At 59.0% G+C, this 19,032-nt stretch carries 19 protein-coding genes and 3 tRNA genes; 7 read left to right on the forward strand and 15 right to left on the reverse strand.

Annotation, left to right across the window (positions count from 1 at the left end):
* Positions 1–180: 180 nt before the first annotated feature.
* From CGA22_RS01765 to CGA22_RS01800, 8 genes are all read right to left on the reverse strand, one after another.
* Positions 181–453 (reverse strand): HU family DNA-binding protein, encoded by a 273-nt coding sequence (locus CGA22_RS01765; protein WP_041021206.1) that lies wholly within the window; start codon positions 451–453, stop codon positions 181–183.
* 149 nt (positions 454–602) lie between these two features.
* Positions 603–2,999 (reverse strand): endopeptidase La, encoded by a 2,397-nt coding sequence (lon, locus tag CGA22_RS01770; RefSeq protein ID WP_041021205.1) that lies wholly within the window; start codon positions 2,997–2,999, stop codon positions 603–605.
* 220 nt (positions 3,000–3,219) lie between these two features.
* The gene (clpX, locus tag CGA22_RS01775) at positions 3,220–4,503 is read right to left on the reverse strand and encodes an ATP-dependent Clp protease ATP-binding subunit ClpX (protein ID WP_003183176.1); all 1,284 of its coding nucleotides are present in this window, start codon (positions 4,501–4,503) and stop codon (positions 3,220–3,222) included.
* A 107-nt stretch (positions 4,504–4,610) separates the two neighbouring features.
* Positions 4,611–5,252, reverse strand: coding sequence for an ATP-dependent Clp endopeptidase proteolytic subunit ClpP (gene clpP / locus CGA22_RS01780; RefSeq protein ID WP_003183177.1), 642 nt, complete (start codon positions 5,250–5,252; stop codon positions 4,611–4,613).
* 92 nt (positions 5,253–5,344) lie between these two features.
* The gene (gene tig / locus CGA22_RS01785; protein WP_041021204.1) at positions 5,345–6,655 is read right to left on the reverse strand and encodes a trigger factor; all 1,311 of its coding nucleotides are present in this window, start codon (positions 6,653–6,655) and stop codon (positions 5,345–5,347) included.
* 435 nt (positions 6,656–7,090) lie between these two features.
* Positions 7,091–7,175: transfer RNA gene (locus tag CGA22_RS01790), tRNA-Leu, on the reverse strand.
* A gap of 58 nt (positions 7,176–7,233) precedes the next feature.
* Positions 7,234–7,309, reverse strand: a tRNA-His gene (locus CGA22_RS01795).
* A 40-nt stretch (positions 7,310–7,349) separates the two neighbouring features.
* Positions 7,350–7,426 (reverse strand) — tRNA-Arg (locus CGA22_RS01800).
* A gap of 281 nt (positions 7,427–7,707) precedes the next feature.
* Here CGA22_RS01800 and folD point away from each other — a divergent pair.
* Positions 7,708–8,562 (forward strand): bifunctional methylenetetrahydrofolate dehydrogenase/methenyltetrahydrofolate cyclohydrolase FolD, encoded by an 855-nt coding sequence (gene folD / locus CGA22_RS01805; RefSeq protein WP_041021203.1) that lies wholly within the window; start codon positions 7,708–7,710, stop codon positions 8,560–8,562.
* Between the two features lie 266 nt (positions 8,563–8,828).
* Positions 8,829–9,767 carry a D-alanyl-D-alanine endopeptidase gene (pbpG, locus tag CGA22_RS01810; RefSeq protein WP_041021202.1) on the forward strand — a complete coding sequence of 313 codons (939 nt, stop codon included), beginning with the start codon at positions 8,829–8,831 and terminating at the stop codon, positions 9,765–9,767.
* Between the two features lie 105 nt (positions 9,768–9,872).
* On the opposite strand, the gene CGA22_RS01815 is transcribed toward pbpG, so the two are convergent.
* A complete protein-coding gene (locus tag CGA22_RS01815) occupies positions 9,873–10,079 on the reverse strand; it encodes a DUF6021 family protein (protein ID WP_041021201.1) in 207 nt (68 codons plus the stop codon).
* A 100-nt stretch (positions 10,080–10,179) separates the two neighbouring features.
* Positions 10,180–10,857 (reverse strand): lipoprotein, encoded by a 678-nt coding sequence (locus tag CGA22_RS01820; protein WP_041021200.1) that lies wholly within the window; start codon positions 10,855–10,857, stop codon positions 10,180–10,182.
* 223 nt (positions 10,858–11,080) lie between these two features.
* Here CGA22_RS01820 and CGA22_RS01825 point away from each other — a divergent pair, with 223 nt between their 5' ends.
* Positions 11,081–11,245 carry a hypothetical protein gene (locus CGA22_RS01825; protein ID WP_177329232.1) on the forward strand — a complete coding sequence of 55 codons (165 nt, stop codon included), beginning with the start codon at positions 11,081–11,083 and terminating at the stop codon, positions 11,243–11,245.
* Positions 11,246–11,314: 69 nt separating this feature from the next.
* Here the strand turns inward: CGA22_RS01825 and CGA22_RS01830 are convergent, their stop codons facing one another.
* Together CGA22_RS01830 and CGA22_RS01835 are read right to left on the reverse strand one after the other, a co-directional pair.
* Positions 11,315–12,064: a TerC family protein gene (locus CGA22_RS01830; RefSeq protein ID WP_041021199.1), complete on the reverse strand. Its 750-nt coding sequence runs from the start codon at positions 12,062–12,064 to the stop codon at positions 11,315–11,317.
* A 28-nt stretch (positions 12,065–12,092) separates the two neighbouring features.
* A complete protein-coding gene (locus tag CGA22_RS01835) occupies positions 12,093–12,356 on the reverse strand; it encodes a hypothetical protein (RefSeq protein WP_041021198.1) in 264 nt (87 codons plus the stop codon).
* 135 nt (positions 12,357–12,491) lie between these two features.
* Here CGA22_RS01835 and nhaR point away from each other — a divergent pair, with 135 nt between their 5' ends.
* Positions 12,492–13,385 carry a transcriptional activator NhaR gene (gene nhaR / locus CGA22_RS01840; protein WP_041021197.1) on the forward strand — a complete coding sequence of 298 codons (894 nt, stop codon included), beginning with the start codon at positions 12,492–12,494 and terminating at the stop codon, positions 13,383–13,385.
* On the opposite strand, the gene CGA22_RS01845 is transcribed toward nhaR, so the two are convergent.
* Entirely contained in the window at positions 13,382–14,536 is a 1,155-nt protein-coding gene (locus CGA22_RS01845) for an MFS transporter (protein WP_041021196.1), read from the reverse strand. The two genes, nhaR and CGA22_RS01845, sit on opposite strands and share 4 nt — an antisense overlap.
* A gap of 284 nt (positions 14,537–14,820) precedes the next feature.
* Between CGA22_RS01845 and sstT the strand changes: the two genes are divergently transcribed.
* Positions 14,821–16,053, forward strand: a complete 1,233-nt coding sequence (sstT, locus tag CGA22_RS01850) for a serine/threonine transporter SstT (protein ID WP_041021195.1) — start codon at positions 14,821–14,823, stop codon at positions 16,051–16,053.
* A 191-nt stretch (positions 16,054–16,244) separates the two neighbouring features.
* Here the strand turns inward: sstT and CGA22_RS01855 are convergent, their stop codons facing one another.
* The gene (locus CGA22_RS01855; RefSeq protein WP_041021194.1) at positions 16,245–16,754 is read right to left on the reverse strand and encodes a DUF1993 family protein; all 510 of its coding nucleotides are present in this window, start codon (positions 16,752–16,754) and stop codon (positions 16,245–16,247) included.
* Between the two features lie 130 nt (positions 16,755–16,884).
* Between CGA22_RS01855 and CGA22_RS01860 the strand changes: the two genes are divergently transcribed.
* Complete coding sequence (locus CGA22_RS01860; RefSeq protein ID WP_041021193.1) at positions 16,885–17,532, forward strand: YceH family protein; 648 nt, start codon at positions 16,885–16,887, stop codon at positions 17,530–17,532.
* 2 nt (positions 17,533–17,534) lie between these two features.
* Here CGA22_RS01860 and CGA22_RS01865 read toward each other — a convergent pair whose 3' ends face one another.
* The gene (locus CGA22_RS01865) at positions 17,535–18,356 is read right to left on the reverse strand and encodes a shikimate 5-dehydrogenase (protein ID WP_041021192.1); all 822 of its coding nucleotides are present in this window, start codon (positions 18,354–18,356) and stop codon (positions 17,535–17,537) included.
* Positions 18,357–18,522: 166 nt separating this feature from the next.
* On the opposite strand from CGA22_RS01865, the gene CGA22_RS01870 reads away from it, so the two are divergent.
* The gene (locus CGA22_RS01870; protein WP_041021191.1) at positions 18,523–18,873 is read left to right on the forward strand and encodes a hypothetical protein; all 351 of its coding nucleotides are present in this window, start codon (positions 18,523–18,525) and stop codon (positions 18,871–18,873) included.
* Positions 18,874–19,032 lie beyond the last annotated feature (159 nt).

A 19,032-nucleotide genomic window follows, 5' to 3' on the forward strand; every position in this document is an offset into this window, starting at 1 on the left:
GGAGCGTGGGTAGAATCCGGATAGAAGAAAGGCGCATCCGAGGATGCGCCTTCTCGTAACTGGCGGAGCGGACCGGGCTCGAACCCGCGAGCCCTGGTACGACAGACCGGTTGAACCGATCCCACTACCGCTCCGCTGCCAAGCCAGGCATGACCCCGACCCGGATAAACTCAATGAAACTTAGTTAACGGCGTCTTTCAGTGCTTTACCAGCCTTGAAGCCTGGCTTCTTGGCAGCAGCGATCTGCAGTGCCTGGCCAGTTTGCGGGTTACGGCCGGTGCGAGCTGGACGATCGGTAACGGCGAAGGTACCGAAACCAACCAGGACAACGGAGTCGCCAGCCTTGAGAGCGCCAGTGATGGATTCGATTACAGCGTCCAGCGCGCGGCCAGCAGCAGCTTTCGGGATATCAGCGGATGCAGCGATAGCATCAATCAGTTCCGACTTGTTCACTCTAAGTCCCCTTATATCTATTTGAGATGATTCTAAGTTTTTTTGGTGAAAGCAAAAACGAGTGCTGGATGGCCTACAGACACTTAAGAGCCGCTTTATAACAAGGGCTCTAAAAAACTGTCAAGGAAGCCCCCCAGGCAAAATGCGTATTAATGCGTGCTAATTCTTTCCTTAGAGTCAGACTCGCGCTTCTCATCTTTCGCGACAATCTCCGGAGCCACATCCGGCAAGGGCTCCGGCGCGTATTGCAGCGCAATTTGCAGGACCTCGTCAATCCATTTAACCGGTTTGATCTGAAGATCCTGCTTGATATTGTCAGGAATTTCTTTCAGATCACGCACATTCTCCTCCGGAATGATCACGATCTTGATCCCGCCACGGTGTGCCGCCAGCAGTTTTTCCTTCAGCCCACCGATCGCCAGTACCTGCCCTCGCAGGGTGATTTCACCGGTCATGGCAACATCGGCGCGTACCGGAATGCCGGTCAATGCCGACACCAGGGCCGTGCACATGCCTACGCCCGCGCTGGGGCCGTCTTTGGGCGTAGCCCCTTCAGGCATGTGGATATGCGTGTCGCGCTTCTCATGGAAGTCCAGGGGGATGCCCAGGCTCCGGGCACGGCTGCGAACGACCGTCTGCGCCGCGGTGATCGACTCGACCATCACATCGCCCAGGGAACCGGTCTTGATCAATTGCCCTTTGCCCGGTACGACAGCGGCCTCGATGGTCAGCAACTCGCCACCCACCTGAGTCCATGCCAGGCCAGTCACCTGACCGATCTGATCCTGTTGCTCGGCCAGGCCGTAGCGGAATTTGCGCACGCCCAGGAAGTGCTCCAGCAGGTCGGAAGTGACCTTGACCGCAAAGCGTTTTTCCAGCGCATGTTCCTTGACCGCCTTGCGGCAGACCTTGGCAATCTGGCGCTCCAGGCCCCGTACACCGGCTTCGCGGGTGTAGTAACGGATGATGTCGCGAATCGCGTCCTCATCGAATTCCAGCTCGCCTTTTTTCAGGCCGTTGGCCTGGATCTGCTTCGGCGAAAGGTATTTGACAGCGATGTTGATCTTCTCGTCCTCGGTGTAGCCCGGCAGACGAATCACTTCCATACGGTCCAGCAATGCCGGCGGAATGTTCATGGAGTTGGAGGTGCACAGGAACATCACGTCCGACAAGTCGTAGTCGACTTCCAGATAATGGTCGTTGAAGTTGTGGTTCTGCTCCGGATCGAGCACTTCGAGCAACGCGGAAGCGGGATCGCCACGCATATCGCTGCCCATCTTGTCGATTTCGTCCAGAAGGAACAGCGGATTGCGCACGCCGACCTTTGTCATCTTTTGAATCAATCTTCCTGGCATCGAACCGATGTAAGTACGGCGATGACCACGGATTTCCGCTTCGTCACGCACGCCGCCGAGGGCCATTCGCACGAACTTGCGATTGGTCGCATGAGCAATCGACTCGGCAAGGGAAGTTTTACCGACCCCGGGAGGACCGACCAGGCACAGCACCGGACCACGGATTTTCTTCACGCGCTTTTGCACGGCGAGGTATTCGAGGATGCGTTCCTTGACCTCTTCCAGGCCGTAATGGTCGGCGTCGAGGATGTCCTCGGCCCGGGCCAGGTCCAGACGCACCTTGCTCTGGGCTTTCCAAGGTACCTGCACCAGCCAGTCGATGTAGGAGCGCACCACGGTGGCTTCAGCGGACATCGGTGACATCTGCTTGAGCTTGTTCAGCTCGGCCTGAGCCTTGGCGAGGGCATCCTTCGGCAAACCTGCGGCATCGATGCGCTTTTTCAGCTCCTCGATTTCGTTATGGCCTTCGTCGCCGTCACCCAACTCTTTCTGAATGGCCTTCATCTGCTCATTCAGGTAGTACTCGCGCTGGCTGCGCTCCATTTGTTTCTTGACGCGACCACGAATGCGTTTCTCAACCTGCAGCAGATCGATCTCGCCATCGAGCAATGCCAGCACGTGTTCGACACGGGCGGACAAATCGATGATCTCGAGGATTTCCTGTTTCTGTTCGATCTTGAGCGCCATGTGGGCGGCCATCGTATCGACCAGCCGGCCTGGCTCATCGATGCTGTTCAGCGACGAGAGAACCTCAGCCGGCACTTTCTTGCCCAACTGTACGTACTGCTCGAATTGGGACAACAGGCTGCGGACGAACACCTCCGACTCACGCTCGGGTACATCGGCTTCGTCGATCAGTGACACTTCAGCGCGGCAATGGCCGTTCACTTCGCTGAAACGCTCGACCGCCCCGCGCTGCTCACCTTCGACCAGGACCTTGACGGTGCCGTCGGGCAGCTTGAGCAATTGCAGGACCGTTGCAATGGTACCTACGCGATAAAGCGCGTCTTCACCGGGATCATCATCAGCAGGATTTCTCTGAGCCACCAGCAGAATCTGCTTGTCACCCGTCATCGCGGCCTCGAGGGCTTCGATGGACTTTTCGCGCCCCACGAACAGCGGGATAACCATGTGCGGATATACCACGACATCGCGCAATGGCAAGAGAGGCAATTCGATGGTTGTCTTCATGATTTCGCCTCAACGGCGGCCACAAGGCCGGAAACAGATGGAAGTAAGCTTGAAACCAAGATGGGGGCAGCCTTGAAAAAAAACAAGCGCTAAGGCAAATGCCAGACGGTTAGAAAGAAATAAAGTTATGCACAACTCTGTGTGGCGAGGGGATAAATCCCCTCGCCACACAAAAGCAAAGGGGCCCGAAGGCCCCTCCTTTGTTCCAGCAGCAGGACGCTCAAGCGTCCGGTGCGGCCTTGGCAGCCGGCTCACTGTTTTCGTAGATATACAGTGGCTTGGACTTGCCTTCTATGACACTTTCGTCGATCACGACTTTACTCACCTCAGACTGCGAGGGGATCTCGTACATCGTGTCGAGCAATACGCCTTCGAGAATCGAGCGCAACCCACGGGCACCGGTCTTACGCTCCAGGGCTCGCTTGGCCACCGACTTCAGCGCGTCGGAACGGAACTCCAGGTCTACACCTTCCATTTCGAACAGCTTGGCATACTGCTTGGTCAGGGCGTTCTTCGGCTCGGTCAGAATCTGCATCAACGCGGCTTCATCCAGCTCGTCCAGCGTCGCCAGAACCGGCAGACGACCGACGAACTCCGGGATCAGACCAAACTTGACCAGATCGTCAGGCTCGACTTCACGCAGGGACTCACCGACCTTCTTGCCCTCTTCCTTGCTCCGCACTTCGGCATTGAAACCGATGCCGCCGCGCGTGGAGCGGTTCTGAATGACCTTCTCCAGACCGGAGAACGCACCACCGCAGATGAACAGGATGTTGCGGGTGTCGACCTGCAGGAACTCCTGCTGCGGATGCTTGCGACCACCCTGGGGCGGAACGGAAGCGACCGTGCCTTCGATCAACTTGAGCAAGGCCTGCTGCACGCCCTCGCCGGATACATCCCGGGTGATGGACGGGTTGTCGGACTTGCGGGAAATCTTGTCGATTTCATCGATGTAGACAATGCCCATCTGGGCCTTTTCGACATCGTAGTCGCACTTCTGCAACAACTTCTGAATAATGTTCTCGACATCTTCCCCCACGTAACCCGCCTCGGTGAGGGTGGTTGCGTCGGCGATGGTGAACGGAACGTTCAGCAAACGGGCCAGGGTTTCGGCAAGCAGGGTCTTACCCGAGCCTGTCGGGCCGATCAGCAGGATGTTGCTCTTGCCGAGTTCGACGTCGTCATTCTTTTTGTCACGCTGGTTGAGGCGCTTGTAGTGGTTGTAAACCGCTACGGCCAATACCTTTTTCGCACGCTCCTGACCAATTACATACTGGTCAAGGATGCCGCTGATTTCTTTAGGCGAAGGCAACTTATGCGCGCTGCTTTCGGCCTGGGCTTCCTGCACCTCCTCGCGGATGATGTCATTGCACAGGTCGACGCACTCGTCGCAAATGAAGACCGAGGGTCCGGCAATCAATTTGCGTACTTCATGTTGGCTTTTGCCACAGAAAGAGCAATAAAGCAGTTTGCCGTTGTCCTCGCCGTTGCGGGTGTCAGTCATTCGATCGATCCAAATCCGATAGGCTTGCAACACAAGATGAAGGCAATTGCGGGCTTTTTCAAGCCCGCAGGCGGCCGGTCATCCCAACCACCTGCATTTTGAGTGGCTCAGGCAGGCATTTGACGCTTGTTGATCACAGAGTCGATCAGGCCATATTCGGCTGCACGCTCGGCGCTCATAAAGTTGTCACGCTCGGTGTCTCGCTCAATGGTTTCGAGGCTTTGACCGGTGTGATGAGCCAACAGCGAGTTCAAACGCGAACGAATGTGGAGGATTTCCTTGGCATGGATGTCGATGTCCGACGCCTGGCCCTGGAAGCCGCCCAATGGCTGGTGAATCATCATCCGCGAGTTAGGCAGGCAATGACGCTTGCCCGCTGCGCCGCCGGCGAGCAGGAAAGCGCCCATGCTGCAGGCCTGGCCGATGCAGATGGTGGAAACGTCTGGCTTGATGAACTGCATGGTGTCGTAGATCGACATGCCTGCAGTCACCGAACCGCCGGGTGAGTTGATATAAAGATGGATATCCTTGTCCGGGTTTTCCGCTTCAAGGAACAGCAGTTGCGCCGCAACCAGGTTGGCCATGTAGTCTTCAACGGGTCCGATCAGGAAGATGACGCGTTCCTTGAGCAGACGCGAGTAGATGTCATAGGCACGTTCGCCACGGGCGGACTGCTCGATAACCATCGGGACCAGGCCGCCTGCGGCCTGGATGTCAGAGCTCTGCTGATAAAAAGAATTGCGGGACATGTCTCGCAGTCACTCCCAAATAGTTATGTCTTGAATACGCATAAGCCAGCGCGAAGGCTGGCTTATGGTGTGTATTTCTTACCGCAGAACAATCAATCGGCTTGTGGAGCTTCCACCGGCTTGACCGCTTCTTCGTAAGAGACCGCTTTATCGGTCACGCTAGCTTTCTGCAGAACAGTATCCACAACTTGTTCTTCGAGCACAACCGAACGGACTTCGTTCAGCTGCTGGTCATTCTTGTAGTACCAGGACACGACTTGCTCAGGTTCCTGGTAAGCCGAAGCCATTTCCTGGATCAGCTCGCGAACACGGGCTTCGTCAGGCTTGAGTTCGTATTGCTTGACCACTTCTGCAACGATCAGGCCCAGTACGACACGACGCTTGGCTTGCTCTTCGAACAGCTCGGCCGGCAGTTGATCAGGCTTGATGTTGCCACCGAACTGCTGAACAGCCTGCACGCGCAGACGGTTCACTTCGTTTTCCAGCAGCGCCTTCGGCACTTCGATCGGGTTGGAAGCCAGCAGACCGTCCATGACCTGGTTCTTGACCTTGGACTTGATGGCCTGACGCAGCTCACGCTCCATGTTCTTGCGAACTTCGGCGCGGAAACCTTCCAGACCGGTTTCCTTGATACCGAACTGGGCGAAGAACTCTTCGTTCAGCTCAGGCAGCTTAGGCTCGGAAACACTGTTTACAGTCACGGTGAACTCGGCGGCTTTGCCAGCCAGGTCCAGGTTCTGGTAGTCCTCTGGGAAGGTCACGTTCAGAACGCGCTCTTCACCGGCTTTCGCGCCGACCAAGCCATCTTCGAAGCCCGGGATCATGCGACCGGAGCCCAGTACCAGCTGGGTGGCCTTGGCGGAACCGCCAGCGAACACTTCACCGTCGACCTTGCCGACGAAATCGATGTTCAGTTGATCTTCGTTCTGGGCAGCGCGATCGGCCACTTCGAAACGGGTGTTCTGCTTGCGCAGGATGTCCAGCATCTTGTCCAGGTCGGCATCCGACACGTCAGCGCTCAGGCGCTCGACGGCAATGGACTCGAAACCGGCAACGGTGAACTCGGGGAACACTTCGAAAGTGGCGACGAATTCCAGGTCCTTGCCTTTTTCCAGCACTTTAGGCTCGACGGATGGCGCGCCGGCAGGGTTCAGTTTCTGCTCGACCACGGCTTCGTAGAACGAAGACTGGATCACGTCGCCCACGGCTTCCTGGCGCGCATCAGCTTCGTAACGCTGACGGATCACGCTCATTGGCACCTTGCCTGGACGGAAACCTGGGATTTTGGCCTTTTGGGCAGTCTGCTGCAGACGCTTGTTGACCTGAGTCTCGATGCGCTCAGCCGGCACGGTGATGCTCATGCGGCGCTCAAGAGCAGTAGTATTTTCAACAGAAACTTGCATGGATATTCCTCGTTGCACAGACGTTGGCCGGGCGTTTTCCGACCCCAGAATCAAGGGCATGCATTCTAGTAGGTCAAACTCAAGAAGTCACCCTACTGAAAACGGCTGGAAAACAGGCGCCGGCATTAGAAGCGAGACAAACGGTCATGCCTCGCCCGGATTGCAAATACAACCGATCATCCCAGGGGCTCTGCGCCAACGCTTCTATATGCTTCTATATATAGAGGCGTGAACCTGCGCCTCCCCGGCACTCGACCTTCACCAGGAGACCGACGGGCATACCGCGCATCATCGCGAAACATAATCGCAACAACCCATCGCCAAAACCTGCCGCGAAACAAGACAGGCAACAAACCACCTGAATGCCGAAAACAAAAACGGCGCAGCCCTCTTCAGGTACTGCGCCGTTCTCTGCTATTCAAATAGCGACTTGTATGGTGCGGACGGAGAGACTCGAACTCTCACACCTTGCGGCGCTGGAACCTAAATCCAGTGTGTCTACCAATTCCACCACATCCGCGTATCAAGCTTTTAAAGCAAAGGCGCCAGATTGTTAGATCTGGCGCCTTTCTAGAATATGGGGTGGACGATGGGGATCGAACCCACGACAACGGGAGTCACAATCCCGTGCTCTACCAACTGAGCTACGCCCACCATATTGCCTTGTTGCGTTACTTGTGCCAAAGCTGCCTAATGGCGCACCCGGCAGGACTCGAACCTGCGACCATCCGCTTAGAAGGCGGATGCTCTATCCAGCTGAGCTACGGGCGCCTTTTTAATCTGTATTCTTTGACGATTACAAACTAAGTGCTTTCAGTTTTGCTGAGTTGAAACAACCAACTCCGCTCCACCTTCTTAACCAGTGCTAGGCTGTGCCCGACAAGTGCGACGAATGTTATAGACGGCCTGATAGGTCGTCAACTCTTTTTTAAAAAAAATTCATTTAATTAAAGGGGTTAGGGGAATTTGCAGACCAAGCGCCTTTGCCCTCACGCCTCGGCATGCGAGAATGCGCTCTCTTTTTTTCCCCTCTCGATGGTTAACCACGCGCAATGACTGCACAACTTATCGACGGCAAATCGATCGCCGCCAGCCTGCGCCAGCAGATCGCCCAACGCGTCACCGAGCGTCGCCAGCAAGGCTTGCGCACCCCGGGCCTCGCGGTGATCCTGGTCGGCAGCGATCCCGCCTCTCAGGTTTATGTCTCGCACAAGCGTAAAGACTGTGAAGAGGTCGGCTTCCTTTCCCAGGCCTACGACCTGCCTTGCGAAACCACCCAGCAAGCGCTGACCGATCTGATCGATCGCCTGAACGATGACCCGAACATCGACGGCGTTCTGCTCCAGTTGCCTCTGCCTGAACACCTGGATGCCTCCAGACTGCTGGAGCGCATTCGCCCGGATAAAGATGTCGACGGCTTCCATCCTTATAACGTCGGTCGCCTGGCCCAGCGTATCCCGCTGCTTCGCCCCTGCACGCCCAAAGGCATCATAACGCTGCTGGAAAGCACGGGCGTGGACCTTTATGGCCTCGATGCCGTTGTCGTGGGCGCGTCCAACATCGTTGGCCGGCCGATGGCCATGGAGCTGCTGCTGGCCGGCTGCACCGTGACCGTGACCCACCGCTTCACCAAGGACCTGGCCGGCCATGTCGGACGCGCCGACCTGGTGGTCGTGGCCGCCGGCAAACCAGGCCTGGTCAAGGGCGAGTGGATCAAGGAAGGCGCCATCGTCATCGACGTAGGCATCAATCGCCAGGACGACGGCAAGCTGGTGGGTGACGTGGTCTACGAGACCGCCCTGCCCCGCGCCGGCTGGATCACACCGGTGCCTGGCGGCGTGGGCCCGATGACGCGTGCCTGCCTGCTGGAAAACACGCTCTACGCGGCCGAGACGCTGCATAGCTGAGTTCCCCCGGCCAAAGCAAAACCCTGTGGGAGCGAGCCTGCTCGCGAAGCGGTGTGTCAGTCAGCCATCAACTCGCTGACACGCCATCTTCGTGAGCAGACTCGCTCCCACATTGGTTTGGTACCCTCTTTCATTAAACTTTATTTATTCTCGAGGCCCAGCGGTACAGGCATGTAGCGCTGTTGTCGCCCATACTCATAAAATGCAGCGCTTTTTTTCAAAAGCCGTTGCTGAACGGCCTCTTCAATTCTATCGAGTCTATTCGCGTGAAAATCCGTCTTTCGATCCTCAGCCTGTTCATCGCTTTCTCAGGCGCGCTTATCACGCAGAACATCAACGCGCAGGAAACCATCGCAGCCCCACGAGACACGTCAAAATTGCAAGTCGCTTCGGGCAGCGCGATGTTGCTGGATCTGCAGACGGATAAAGTCGTCTACTCCAGCAATCCGGATGTGGTGGTCCCCATCGCATCGGTGACCAAACTGATGACCGGGCTGATCGTGCTGGACGCCAAGCAGGACCTGAACGAGTACATCTCCATCACCATTACCAACACCCCGGAAATGAAAGGGGTGTTTTCCCGGGTCAAGCTCAACAGCGAACTGTCGCGTCGTGACGTCTTGCTGATTGCGCTGATGTCTTCGGAGAACCGCGCCGCCGCCAGCCTCGCGCATCATTACCCGGGCGGTTACGCAGCGTTCATCGCCGCCATGAACGCCAAGGCCAAGGCGCTGGGCATGACCAGCACCCACTATGTCGAGCCGACCGGCCTGTCGATCCATAACGTTTCCACCGCCAGGGACCTGACCAAGTTGCTGATCGCCGCTCGCAAATACCCCCTGCTGAGCGAATTGAGCACCACCAAGGAAAAAACCGTCACCTTCCGCAAGCCGGTCTACAGCCTGGGCTTTCGCAACACCGATCACCTGATCCACAAGGACAACTGGGATATTCAGTTGACCAAGACCGGCTTCACCAACCAGGCCGGTCACTGCCTGGTGCTGGTGACGAAAATGGGCAATCGCCCGATGGCCCTGGTTATTCTCGATGCCTTTGGCAAATACACCCATTTCGCCGACGCCAGCCGGATTCGCAGCTGGGTGGAAACGGGCAAGAGCAGCAACGTTCCAGCGGTCGCGATGCAGTACAAAGCGGCGAAGAACCTAAAGAGTCGCCAGAGCGGCGTGGTCGAAGCCTCCAAGTAATTGATGAATGCGACGGCATCTGTGGCGAGGGGATTTATCCCCTCGCCACAATGGCTCATAAATCATAGAGAGCAGCATTACCCGCCCCGTTGGGCTTTCTTTCCCTCAATGCTTCAGGTCACCGAGCGGGTCATAGGCCTTGGCCCGGGATTCGCCGTGCTCGTCCTTCTCATCACGAGGAGCCTTGGCCGGCCCGATGGGATCGACTTGCGGATCATCGAGATCCGGGGAATCGGGATCGAACCCCAACTCATCATCAGCGGACGAGTGCTCGGAAGAATGGGGCCCCGTGGGCGTTTTCGACTGTGCCATACCTGCCTCCTTGAATCACGGCCCGGACAGTCCGGACCCTGACGATAAGAGTTTCAGGCGTACCGGGTCGTGCCCGGCAGGTGACGAACGGGGCAAGTCATCAATGCGCTGCACCCAGAGCCTTGGTGGCACGCGCCGCTGCCTGCTCCTGCCCTGCCCCGGCCAGCTCATCCGCCGCTTTCAACCAGCGCTGCGGGTTGACGTTGGCCGGAAGCTGCGTGGGGCGCTGGAGCAGTACCGCCCAGCCGCCGGCGTCCTTGAAGGCCGACTCGAACCCACTGAAGCTCATCAACAGCCTCCGGTTCATGCCCGAACGCAGCAAGACCGTGCGCTTCTGCCGGTTATAGCCGGCAAGAATCCCGTAACGAGGCCCGGACCATAACGCCGTGCCTTCGGTGTAGCGCAGCAACACCGGGTTCCCCGCGGCGACCTGCTCCAACAAGGCGGACAGTTCACTGTCGAGGGGATACACCACCAACCCATACTCTCGCGCCAGGGTCTGCATAGTCTGCTGCAAGCCGGCTTCGCCACCTGGCAGGTGCAATGGTTTCTCCAGCAACCCCGGGGTAATCACCGTACCTTGCGCGGTCAACACGGCGGCCAGGGATTGTGGCGCCCCCTGGTACATATCGCCGCGATAGAACGGCACGCTGTTGAGCTCCACCCGTTCGGGCAGGCGCTGGATCTGAGGCGACACACTGCCTGCGCAACCCGCCAGGGCCACAAGACAGGCGGCCGCGAATACCAGTGATCGAAAAGAGGGAATGACCGGCAACATGATGAGTCTCTAGTTCAGGTACCCGATGAACGGGTCAGGCTTGGGCCGTCGATCATAAAGCGCGCACTGGCCCGGGTATAGCCTTAAACAGCAGTCTCGCTGCCGCGATAGAACGAACCGGTTCGTCGGCCGGGCATCGCGAACCACTGCCTGCAACACTTGAACGACTAGACTGTCCATTGAACTGAGTGCGTTGCCCCTACCGGGGCTGAGGGAGGCCCACATGAGCCTGACAACGACAATCCTGATGCTGGTATTCGGCTGGCTGAGCGTAGCGGCGGCCATGCTGTGGGGCGTGCTGCGGATCACCCGTCGCCATCATCATCCGTCCCCATCGAGCACGGAAAAGACCACGGAAGCCAGCCAGCGCCACGCCGCGGCCCACTGACCGCCACTTTTCAAAGAACTGCAAAAGCCGCCCTGGTTGGACCCGGGCGGCTTTTGCATGCCTGGTCACTCAGGCTTCGTTGCCCAACGCCCTTTGCCGGGCCCGACGGGCCATCATGTTCAGGACCTCGATCGCAGCCGAGAACGCCATGGCAGCGTAGATGTAGCCCTTGGGCACATGAGCACCGAAACCTTCGGCGATCAGCGTCATGCCGATCATGATCAGGAAGCCAAGCGCCAACATGACCACCGTTGGGTTGTTATTGATGAATCGGGCCAGGGGTTCGGCCGCCAACAGCATCACCAGCACCGACACCACTACCGCGATGATCATGATCGGCAAGTGCTCGGTCATGCCTACGGCCGTGATGATGCTGTCGATGGAGAACACCAGGTCGAGCATCAGGATCTGACCGATTGCGGCGGCAAATCCGAGGGTCACGCCAGACGTGGCCGACTTCGGATCATTTGGCGCGGGGTCCATGCTGTGGTGGATCTCGGTGGTGGCCTTCCACAACAGGAACAGGCCACCGGCGATCAGGATCATGTCCTTCCAGGAGAACGCCTGGCCGAGGATTTCGATGACCGGCTCCGTCAACTGCACAATGAACGCGATGGTGCTCAACAAGCCCAGGCGCAGGATCAGCGCCATGCCGATACCGATCCGCCGCGCCTTGGCACGATGCTGCTCGGGCAGCTTATTGGTCAGGATCGAAATGAAGATCAGGTTATCGATACCCAGCACGATTTCCATGACGACCAGGGTCGCCAGGGCGATCCAGGCAGTGGGGCTGGCAGCGAGTTGTAAAAGATAGTCCATGGGTCAGTCCTGGCTCGATGTGACGGGGTTAGATGGCTTGGTTGGAAGAGTCGGCCTTGTCAGCGTCCTGCGCCGGTTCTTTCTTGGGGCTGATCAACCCGCCGGTGGCGTCGTTCAGCGCCTGCTCGGCAGCCTTGTGGGTATCGTCGATGGCCTTCTTGGCCGCATCGACCGCCTGTTCCTTCAACTGCTGGGCCAATTGTTCCGCGCTTTTTTCAGCCTGCTCACAGCCCACGAGAGCCAGTGAAGACATCGCCAGCAAGGCTGCAAGCCCCAAGGATTTGTATGTCATGGATAGATGCCTCTGAGGAAACACGGAGCCCGAAGATGGCTCACCAATGGCCAGGGATTCTAGAGACGACGACACTTCAGGAAAATTCGTATTTTCAGCGGTTATACTTCGATTTTTACGAATCCAAGTGAACCCATGCTCAATTATCGACAACTGCATTACTTCTGGGTGGTGGCCAAAACGGGCAGCATCGTGCGGGCGTGCGAGCAGTTGAACCTGACTCCACAAACCATCAGCGGGCAGATCTCCCTGTTCGAGCAGACGTATAACATCAAATTGTTTCGCCGCGTCGGACGGCAACTGGAGCTGACCGAAGCCGGTCGCCAGACGCTGCCCTACGCCGAGCACATGTTCCAACTGGGAGGCGAACTGGAGCTGATGCTCCGGGCCCAGCCCAACGAACAGCAGACGCTGTTCCGGGTCGGGGTGGCGGACGTGGTGCCCAAGTCCATCGTCTATCGACTGCTGGCGCCGACCATGGAACTGAGCGAACCGCTGCGCATCACCTGCCGCGAGGACAAACTCGAACGGCTGCTGGCTGACCTGGCGATCCAGCGCCTGGACCTGGTGATTTCCGACAGTCCGATGCCCAGTCACCTGGACATCAAGGGCTACAGCCAGAAACTGGGGGAATGCGGCATCAGCTTCTTCGCCACCGCCGCACTGGCCGAACGCTACGGGCAGGATTTTCCCCGCGGCCTGCAGGACGCCCCCCTGCTGATTCCCGGCCCGGAAACCGTGGTCCGCAGCCGCCTGCAACGCTGGTTCGCCGAGCAACAGATCCAGCCGCGCATCGTAGGTGAGTTCGACGACAGTGCGTTGATGCAGGCCTTCGGTCAGTCAGGCAGCGGAATTTTCATCGGCCCGAGCGTGATCGCCGAAGAAGTGAAGCGCCAATACGGCGTGCAGGAGATCGGCCAGACCGACGCGGTGAGCGAGTCGTTCTATGCCATCTCCGTGGAACGCAAGGTCAGTCATCCGGGCATCGTCGCGATTGCCGAAGGCGCACGTCGTGAGTTGTTCCACTAAGCGTGGACGGGTCGGGGCTTGAACGTCATCAGCAACAACGCCAACAGGATCGATACCAGAATGAAACCGGCCGCCGCAAAACCGACGCTGCCCAGGCCCAGTGTATCGATGACCCGCCCGCCGACCATCGCCCCCAGGCCAATGCCCAGGTTGGCACCGGCAATATTCAGCGACGCGGCAAAGGCTGGCGCTTCGGGGGCGGCCTTCATCAGTCGCACATGACTGACCAGGAACAGAGCGGCCTGGGTCACGCCCCAGATCGCCATTGCTGCGGCCAACCACAGGGTCGAATGAATGCTCGGCACCAATGCCACCATGCCGCCGATCATGAACAGGCAGAACACCATCGATGCGATCAGCGGGTGCCGGTCCACCGCTCGGCCTCCCAGGGAGTTGCCCAGCAGCCCCACGGCGCCGAACCCCATCAGGCACCAGCCCACGAGCGTGCCATCGAAGCCTGCGAGGCGCTCGAGGATGTCGGCCAGGTAGGTGTAGGCCGTGAACATGCCGCTGAACACCAGAATCGACAACAGCACATGGCCTTGCATCAACGGGCTGCGCAGAATCTTGAACTGCGAGCGGAAGCTGACCTGATGCAAGTGCAGGTTGGTTTTCGGCAGGTAGATAAACAGCAGTAACGCCTTGGCGAAAGCGATGACGGCCAGGATCGCGAACGCACTGCGCCAGCCGAACGCATCGGATATCAGCGTACCCACCGGGATCCCGAATACCGTGGCGCAGACGATGCCGAAGCCGATCCGGGCGATGGCGCGCCCGGCGTACTGCGGCCCGACGATGTCTACCGCCGTTTCGCTGGCCAGCGCCCAGAACACCGGAAGGCCCAGGGCCGGGATCAACCGGGCAACGGCCATGACCCAGATATCGGGGGCAACGGCCGCCAATGTATTGGCCAGGCCGAACATCAGCAGTACGCTGATAAACAGCCTGCGCCGCTCGAAACGGGCAAACCAGGCTGTCAGGAATGGACCGAACGCCGCCACCGTAAACGCGAACAGTGTCACCAGCAATCCCGCCTGGGGAATGCTGACGTGCAGGTCGCGAGCGATGGATGGCAGCAGGCCGACAATGATGAATTCCGTGGTCAGCACGGTGAAGCCGGCGGCCGACAACAGGAAAATGGGTAACAACATGCAGAACTCCAGCAAAACGACAACACCAGCGTTGGCTTGAGGGCCCGCTGGAAGAAGAGAGAGATGAGAGGACCAAAGCCTAACAGAATGTGGGCCACAGACAAATGTGCTTAAACACCTGAGTGACGGATCGTCACAGGTCCGTCAGATTCTTTACCGGGCTGTGCTAAAGTCCGCGCCCCGCAAACGTTGAACATTTTTTCCGGTCCCGCTCACGTGGCCTGCCCGCTTGTTGCCCTGAACGCCGACCGTCGCCCACAACAAAAAACACATGGATAGCCGTTATGACTGCTTTATCCCCCTCCCTTTTGCAACGCTTCAAACGCACCGGCCTGGTGACGCAAATCATCATTGGCCTGATCATTGGTATCGCCCTCGCCTGGCTGGCGCCGGACGTGGCGAAATCCACCGCATTCATCGGCAAGGTCTTCGTGTCCGCCCTCAAGGCCGTGGCCCCTATCCTGGTGTTCGTGCTGGTCATGGCGTCGATCGCCAACCATAAGCAAGGCCAGGAAACCCATATCCGTCCGATCCTGTTCCTGTACCTGCTGGGCACCTTCGCCGCGGCGGTGGTTGCGGTCGTTGCCAGCACCCTGTTCCCCTCCAGCCTGGTGCTGTCGGCCCAGGACGTTGCCGTCACCGCTCCCGGTGGCATCGGCGAAGTGTTGCAAAGCCTGCTGCTCAGCGTGGTGGACAACCCGGTCCGCGCGCTGACTGACGGCAACTTCATCGGCATCCTGGCCTGGGCCATCGGCCTGGGTATTGCCCTGCGTCATGCTGGCGAAACCACTCGCACCGTGCTCGATGACCTGTCCAACGGCGTGACCGTGATCGTGCGCCTGGTGATCAGCTTCGCCCCGCTAGGGATCTTCGGACTGGTGGCCTCGACCCTGGCCACCTCAGGCTTCGGCGCCCTGCTCGGTTACCTGCATCTGTTGACCGTGCTGATCGGCTGCATGCTGTTCGTCGCACTGGTGGTCAACCCGCTCATCGTGTTCTGGAAGCTGCGGCGCAATCCCTACCCGCTGGTGTTCACCTGCCTGCGCGAAAGCGGCATCACCGCGTTCTTCACCCGCAGCTCGGCGGCCAATATTCCGGTGAACCTCGAACTGAGCAACCGCCTGGGCCTGCATGAGGACACTTACTCGGTATCGATACCGCTGGGTGCGACCATCAACATGGCCGGCGCCGCCATCACCATCACCGTGCTGACGCTGGCCGCGGTGCATACCCTGGGGATCGCGGTGGACATTCCGACAGCGGTGCTGTTGAGCGTCGTCGCAGCCATTTGCGCCTGCGGCGCGTCCGGCGTGGCCGGCGGTTCGCTGCTGCTGATCCCCCTGGCATGTAGCCTGTTCGGTATCCCGAGCGAAATCGCCATGCAGGTGGTTGCCGTGGGATTCATCATTGGCGTGCTGCAGGATTCGGCGGAGACGGCGCTGAATTCTTCTACCGATGTGCTGTTCACTGCGGCGGCTTGCCTGGGTGAGGAAGAGAAACTGGCTCGCACGGCATAACCATTGTGGTGGGTGCACCACCGTCATCGCGAGCAGGCTCGCTCCCACAGGGGCCAGCGGTAACCACGGAACCAATGTGGGAGCGAGCCTGCTCGCGATAGCGGTGGTATATACGCCGAGGACATGACAGACAGCCACAAAAAAGCCCGGAACGGCTCACACCGTTCCGGGCTTTTTTCATGCCGGCGGGCTTAGAACGCGCCCATGTAGTCGCGCTTGCCCACTTCCACACCGTTATGACGCAGCAGCGCATAGGTGGTGGTGACGTGGAAGAAGAATTGCGGCAGGCCATAGGTCAGCAGGTAGTTCTGACCGGTAAAGCGTTTTTCCTTCGGCGTGCCCGGGCGGGTGACGATCTCGATGTTTTCCTTGCCATCGATCTGCTCTGGGCTGATGCCGTCGATGAAGGACAACACCTTGCTGATCAAGGCTTGCAGCTCCGCGAAGGTGGTTTCGCTGTCGTCATATTTCGGTACTTCAATCTCGGCCAGGCGCGCGGACACGCCTTTGGCGAAATCCACGGCAATCTGCACCTGACGCACCAGCGGGAACATGTCCGGGTACAGGCGGGCTTGCAGGAAAGCGTTCGGCTCGATGTTTTTTGCTGTCGCGTGGGCTTCGGCCTTATTCAGGACGTCACTCATGGCGTTGAGCATCTGCTTGAAAACCGGGATGGAAGCGGCGTACAGAGAAATAGTCATGGCGATCTCATGCAGGTGAAAAGAAAGGGACACATCAAACGGATGCGATTATAGCCACGGCTTGTTGCACACCTTGTCTTTTATTGCGCAAGGATTAGGCTAGGCGGCTTCACAGCATAGGGGACGCGCGATGAGCATCGAAGAACAAGGCCAGGCCGAAGAACCACGGCTCAACAGCACGGAAATCCGCATCCTCGGGGCCCTGGTGGAAAAACAGGCCACCAACCCGGAAACCTACCCATTGACCCTCAACGCCCTGGTACTGGCCTGCAACCAGAAAACCAGCCGTGAGCCAGTGATGAACCTCACCCCCGGCCAGGTCGGCCAGAGCCTGCGGGCGCTGGAGGGTCGCGGCTTTACCAAACTGGTCATGGGTAGCCGTGCCGACCGCTGGGAGCATCGGCTCGACAAGGCCCTGGAGCTGGTACCGGCCCAGGTTATCCTGATGGGCCTGCTGTTCCTGCGCGGCCCGCAAACGGTCAATGAACTGCTCACACGCAGTGGCCGCATGCATGATTTCGAAGACACCGACCAGGTGCTGCACCAACTTGAACGCCTGATTGCCCGCGGGCTAGCGCTGCTGGTGCCACGCCAGGCCGGGCAGCGAGAGGATCGCTACGTCCATGCCATGGGCGACCCGGCGGACGTCGAAGCGATCCTCGCCGCCCGTCAGCACCCGGTGGAACGCGGTGCCGGCAGCGGCGTGTCGCTGGAGCGCATCGAAGAACTCGAAGCGCGGATCGCGGCGCTGGAAGAACGGCTCGCGCGGCTGGAATAACCCTACGCGGACCGGGCAAACGCCACGGCTTTCTCGAACTGTTCCAGGCTGGGCCGCACGCCGGTATACAGCACGAACTGTTCCAGGGCCTGGATCGCCACCACCTCCAATCCGGTGATGACCCGTTTGCCCTCAGCCCGGGCACGCACGATCAGCGGCGTTTCCGATGGAATGGCCACCACGTCGAACACAGTCTCGGCTGCGGCGATGGTGTCGGGCTCGAACGCCAGTTGATCGGCCTCCGGCCCACCGGTCATGCCGATCGGCGTGACATTGATCAGCATCCGGGGCCGCCGCTCGCCCAACTCGGCCTGCCACTCATACCCCAGGGACTCGGCCAGGGCCCGCCCGGCGGTTTGGTTGCGAGCGACGATCAGCCCCTGCTGGTAGCCCCCGTCACGCAGGGCGCTGGCCACCGCCTTGGCCATCCCGCCGCTGCCGCGCAGGGCAAAGGTCGAATCCTTGGGCACGGCATGGGTTTGCAGCAGTTGGGCGACGGCGATGTAGTCGGTGTTGTACGCCTTCAAATGGCCATCGGTGTTGACGATGGTGTTGATGGACTGGATCGCGGCGGCGGACGCGTCCAGTTCATCAACCAAGGCAATGCAAGCCTCCTTGAACGGCATCGACACGCCGCATCCGCGAATGCCCAAGGCGCGGATACCACCGACCGCACCAGGCAAATCCCGGCTGCTGAAGGCCTTGTAATAGAAGTTCAGGCCCAACTGCTCATACAGGTGATTATGAAACCGCAGGCCGAAGTTCCCGGGCCGCCCCGACAGCGACATGCACAATTGGGTGTCTTTGTTGGGATTGATTTGCATGTTTGTTTCCTTGCATTCACTTTCTGACAAGCGGGATCACCGCCCGACCGACCTTACACAATATTTACCCAACGGCGCTGCAAATCCTGGGAAAATCGTTGTCAGAGCAAGTACCCCCGTGACCTTTTAGCGGTCTGTTACAAACGGGGCCAAACGAGGAACCACCATGAATCGTAAACTCCCTGTCATCGCCCTGCTCGTGGGGGCACTCGCGGTCACCGGCCAGGCATCCGCCCATGGTCGCGGTGGTTGGGAGGGGCCCGCAGTGTTTGGTGCAATCGTCGGCTCGGCCATTGTCGGTTCGGCGCTCATCAACCGTGACCGGCCGGTGTACGTACAACAACCGGTCTACGTCCAGCCGCAACCGGTTTATGTACAGCAACCCCCACCGGTCTATTACGAGCCACAGCCGGTGTACATCGAGCGGCCTGTCTACTATCGCCCGGCACCGGTGTATTACGGGCCACCACGGGGCTACTATTACGGCCCACCCCACGGCCATTACGGTCGCTGGTAACCGGACAAAAAACAGCCTGTGATCGAGGATCACAGGCTGTTTTTTATTGGGCGGCAGTACAGTTCAGCATTGATGTGAACTGATCCACCGCTATCGCGAGCAGGCTCGCTCCCACAGGGGACGGGCGGTGACGCAGAGATCGGCTTCAACCCGATCAAC

The organism is Pseudomonas sp. PSB18, from assembly GCF_014596565.1.
Classification (GTDB): Bacteria; Pseudomonadota; Gammaproteobacteria; order Pseudomonadales; family Pseudomonadaceae; genus Aquipseudomonas.